Raw genomic sequence first — 2141 nt, forward strand, 5'->3', positions numbered from 1 at the left:
GTACCGAGCAGCGACGTCGCCGAGCGGGCCGTTAGCTCAAGAGGAAGGTCTCGCCTTCCGGCAGCCGCCACGCGGCTACGCCCGTTCCTCAAGCAACTGTCGCCGTTCCTGGGCGTTCACCGTCCATGTCCCAACAGTTGACCCCAGTAGAGATTTTCGATCGTTCCGCCGAAGAGGGGCGGCGGCGACTGGACCAGGGCAACCTGGAACTCGTCGCCACAGGGTTCATCGCCGGGTTCACGATCGTCTTCGGCCTGATCGCGATGGCCGTCGTGGAGGGGCTGACAGAGCCAGCAGCAGGCGAGGCGTCGGACCTCTTCGGGGCGCTTGCCTTCGGTGTCGGCGTCGTCTTTCTCGTCATTGGGCGCACCGAGCTTTTCAACGAGAATTTTCTCGATCCCATCGCGACGGCGTTCACTTCGGATGAGGAAGGGATTGGCGAGCCTCCTGCTTTTTCTCGTGGATAATAGGGTACTTTTTCCCCCTGTCTCCAAATCTTCACGACCGCTCCGAGCTGCCGCTCGCCATCGCTGCGATTGCTGCGATTGCTGCGGCGCAGCCTGCCCATCCGGCCGTACGCCACCACCGCAGAACCTCGAGCCATCCGGAGAACCGCTGGACAGACCTTCGTGCTGATTGGCGGATCTGCTCCGTCATTGCTGCGTCTCGGAAGGCGCTTCTCACCATGGCCATCCACGCTCAAGCTCGCGGCTGCGCGACCTTGAAGCGGAACCGGGGATGTCCGAAGCTCTTATCCGTACTCTCTGGATATGTAGGCCCTCATGCTTCACGGCGAATTCGATGCCCTTCATTTGCCCCGTGCGGCTCTCGAGGCGTCGGAGCGCCTCGAGACGCATCAGGACATGGATACCCCGCAACTGCGCGTTGACGAGAAGAATCATGGTGACGATCTCAACATCGTACAGATGCTCTACAAGAAGCGCGGCGAGGCCGGTGAATGACGCATTCCAGCCGCGCGTCGATGCTCTCGGACAGCGTCATCTGATGGGCGTCGAGGCCTCCGTCCTGATGGAAAACGTCGTGCTCCGGCGTCGCTATCTCATGAGCGTGGAGACGCTGTCGAACGAAGAGGTGCATGCGCTGACCGATAGTAAGAACACCGATGTCGCTGCGACAGCGTCGCGCTGGTCACGGGCGGGGAAGATCTTCACCGTCAAGTCGTGCCGCGCGGTGCGCGTGCCGATCTTCCAGTTAGCCGGTGGTAGGCCGAGGCCCGAAATCGCTCGTGTTCTGGCAGCCCTTCCCGAGTGCCAGCGATCAGGATGGCCGGCGGGCTTCTGGTTCGCGTCGCCGCACGGGTTCCTCGGCTGTTCGGCGATGGAGGCGCTCGAGGATCCGGCGAGAGTCGACGAAGTCGTCGCGGCAGCTGAACGCACCGGGTGCACTACCGGCTGAAGCCGATCCTGGCCCTGCGCGGCGTGAAGCTGGTCGTCGATGTCCACAAGTAGCTGAGGGCTGCTGCGCGACGGGTGTTCGATGCGACGCACCAGCGCTGTCGCGTCCAATCCTCCATCGCGGCGACCCGGTTCCGACCATCTCACGAGAGCGACGCCCCGCTTGCTGCTGCGAAATCATGTGTATATAGAATTTCTTCACGCGAATTTAATTAAGCAGCTGATCGCATGAAATTTTACCCTATTATCCACGAGAAAAAGCAGGAGGCTCGCCAAGTTCGCGTTCGACAGCTTCGCGGACCTTCCTGCGGTTGCTCACTTCACGCTGCACCTGCATAGGCCGTCCGACATGAAGGGCGGTTTTCGGACTTTCGCTGCAAGCGCGAGATGCTCCCGGCCATCTAAAGAAAGCAGACATCATGAGACCGCGGTCTCCGGCGAGGAGTTGCGGCGCCGCATGACCACTCCGAGCAAGGCGATGTTAGGGGGCGCGTCTCAGTCGCAGCATCAACTCGCATGCTTCGGCCAGACGCGGAGACCGTGGTCAGGGTCAAGCCCGGTGAGGCTCGCCTTCTGGAGGTTGATCGCCTGAGATCAAGTGCAAGAGGAGGGCGAGCAGTCGGCCCGCCGGCACATCGAATTCGGCACGAAATAGTGAACCGGCACGAGGATCACGGGGTTGATCCGCCGCGGCAAGCCATTCGCAACTTTGGAGAACCCTCATGA

At 61.6% G+C, this 2141-nt stretch carries 3 protein-coding genes; all 3 read left to right on the forward strand.

Annotation, left to right across the window (positions count from 1 at the left end; genetic code table 11):
• The first annotated feature begins 125 nt into the window (after nt 1–125).
• A complete protein-coding gene (locus BM162_RS23600) occupies nt 126–467 on the forward strand; it encodes a formate/nitrite transporter family protein (RefSeq protein WP_093426010.1) in 342 nt (113 codons plus the stop codon).
• Nucleotides 468–782: 315 nt separating this feature from the next.
• Entirely contained in the window at nt 783–962 is a 180-nt protein-coding gene (locus tag BM162_RS23605) for a hypothetical protein (protein WP_093426011.1), read from the forward strand.
• A complete protein-coding gene (locus BM162_RS23610) occupies nt 955–1416 on the forward strand; it encodes a hypothetical protein (protein WP_143096309.1) in 462 nt (153 codons plus the stop codon). Before BM162_RS23605 ends, BM162_RS23610 begins: the two co-directional genes overlap by 8 nt.
• Nucleotides 1417–2141: the final 725 nt, after the last annotated feature.

Source organism: Tranquillimonas alkanivorans (genome assembly GCF_900115595.1).
Classification (GTDB): domain Bacteria; phylum Pseudomonadota; class Alphaproteobacteria; order Rhodobacterales; family Rhodobacteraceae; genus Tranquillimonas; species Tranquillimonas alkanivorans.

Coding starts and splice junctions, on each gene's coding strand:
- BM162_RS23600 (WP_093426010.1), top strand. CDS start 126: ATGTCCCAACAGTTGACCCCAGTAGAGATTTTCGATCGTTCCGCCGAA.
- BM162_RS23605 (WP_093426011.1), top strand. CDS start 783: ATGCTTCACGGCGAATTCGATGCCCTTCATTTGCCCCGTGCGGCTCTC.